Origin of the sequence: Microcoleus sp. B3-D2, assembly GCF_036705345.1 — a bacterium.
GTDB lineage: Bacteria > Cyanobacteriota > Cyanobacteriia > Cyanobacteriales > Microcoleaceae > Microcoleus.
Genome location: NZ_JAUBUG010000173.1, coordinates 1 through 2294 on the forward strand (window position 1 = coordinate 1; position 2294 = coordinate 2294).

Annotated in this window: 1 protein-coding gene; it reads left to right on the plus strand. The window is 42.0% G+C overall.

Translation table 11 applies throughout. The features are described from left to right. Window positions 1-698: 698 nt before the first annotated feature. Window positions 699-2156, plus strand: coding sequence for a serine/threonine-protein kinase (locus QUB14_RS28475; protein ID WP_333221591.1), 1458 nt, complete (start codon window positions 699-701; stop codon window positions 2154-2156). Window positions 2157-2294 lie beyond the last annotated feature (138 nt).

Here is a 2294-nt window from a genome sequence, read left to right on the forward strand (position 1 = left end):
AAAATTATGTGTCGCTGAACTTGAATCATTCCTCAATTGCTATCGTGATTTTTCTTAACTTATTCAGCAAGCCCTATATAGCGTACCTGCGTAAGTCCTGTGTACGATAATTAACCCCCACAAGGTTCTAACCAGCAGTAGAGTTTTCAGCTAACAAAAAGACCAGCTTGCAGCCAATCTTCCGACGGGGGAATGACCCGAACTTTTGGCTAGGTATCGCCCGCAACTACAAGCTGGCCGTGTCCCCAGCTTATCGAGTACAGCCTGGGTGCAACAAACATCGATCGAATTTAAATAGTCCTGGACGCAAAAAACCCGGTTCCCCTCAAAATCGTGGATATATCCCTTGAGATATTGGCGCAGAAACCGGGTTGAAAGGCCCCCCGTGCGTCCAGGGCTGTTAAAGTTTATTCTTCGACAAGCTATGTCGATCGCATCATAACGATCGAATATCAGCAGCGCGCTTAATTCCGTGCGATCGCCCCTTCCATCTCGATCGGCCTTTTTTTGTAAGACTCTTGTGCCAGCACTTTCTCAACACCTTCGCGTACTTTAGCAACGCTTGTGCCATTGTTTGAATTCATAATAGTCATATCATAATAGTCATAATTAATGTTTGTTACAAATCGAGCTTTTTCCTAGCAGCTTTCGTTAAGGCAGAGGTATAGTAAAAACTGTCAATATTTATAGTAAAAAATATGGTAGAGCGAGTGTTAAAAGAACGTTATGCCATTCAGCAATGCCTGGGGAAAAATGCGGGACGACAAACTTTGCTGGCGCGCGACTTACAAACTCAGGAGTTAGTTGTCATCAAAATCCTTACTTTTAGTGCAGATTTCCAATGGGACGATTTAAAACTATTTGAACGAGAAGCCGAAACTTTACAGTCACTTTCCCATCCGGCAATTCCTCGTTACTTAGATTATTTTGAATTCCAGACACCAAAGACTAAAGGGCTTGCCCTGGTACAAAGCTATATTGAAGCGAAATCTTTGGCAGAATGGGTTGAAGCGGGACGGAAGTTTAACGAAAAAGAAATAAAGCAAATTGCTAATAATTTGCTGGAAATTTTGATATATTTGCAACACCAAAACCCGCCAGTAATTCATCGAGATATTAAACCGAGTAATATTCTGTTAGCAGAGCGATCGCCCCTCAAAAAACTATACTCCGCTCGTTCGCCCCTCAAAAAACTATACTCCGCCCTTAATAAAGGTGGTTGGTTGGGTGAAGTTTACTTAGTAGATTTTGGTTCAGTTCAAACCTTAGCAGCGAGAGAAGGTAGCACCGTTACTGTAGTCGGAACTTACGGATATATGCCGCCCGAACAATTTGGCGGGCGCGCGGTTCCGGCTTCCGATCTTTATGGCTTGGGTGCAACGTTAATTTACTTAGTAACGGGAGTCCATCCAGCCGAATTGCCGCAGGAAGATTTGCGTATTAATTTTGAGCCAAAAATCGCTCTTAGTTCAGAGTTTGTTGACTGGCTGCAGTGGATGACTGAACCCGATTTAAACAGCCGTTTAACCTCGGCATATCGGGCATTAAAAGCACTGGAAAGACCGATAGAGGCGATACCCTTGGTTGTGGGAAAACCTTCTAGGAGTAAGGTCAAACTGAAAAAAGACCGGCATTGTTTGGAAATTGTGGTTCCTAGTTCTTATCCTCTATGTTTAACTATTGCCTTTTCAGTAGTTGCGTTTTTTATAAATTCCTACTTTTTTTTAGCAAGTATATCATTTATTATTCCTGCTTTTAGTATGGGCTCTTTTTTAGTCCGATTATCCGCAGGAATCGCGGTGTTTTTCTGGGTATTTTACTTTGTATATTTGTCCCTACCAATCAGCCTCCAATTTCTTCTCTTATATGACCCCACTAGACGACTGCGCCTGGATCGCAAACAAATTTCTTTGACTTCCAATTGGTTGGGATTTGTACGTTATAATCTTCGGCCATCAAGTCCAAGGATGGCTATCTGTAAATTACGATTCATAGTGGATGAACCTACAGAATCGCGCCCTCATCCTCATCGCGACATTCAGATTTGGGCGGGAACACAGGAATATAAACTTATTACCAGCCATCTCACCGATGGCGAGATTGATTGGATAGCAGGGGAACTCAGCGAATGGTTAGATTTGCCTATTAGTGAATAAAGTATAAATGACAGATAAAATTAACAATCACTATTCTCAAGAGGATTGGAAAAAATGGCAAGTATAGCCTTTCTCAGAAAGATGAGGTATGATGTAACTGACTTGAACGAAGTGAAAAATATAGAACCCGAAAATGTC

Coding starts and splice junctions, on each gene's coding strand:
- QUB14_RS28475 (WP_333221591.1), top strand. CDS start 699: ATGGTAGAGCGAGTGTTAAAAGAACGTTATGCCATTCAGCAATGCCTG.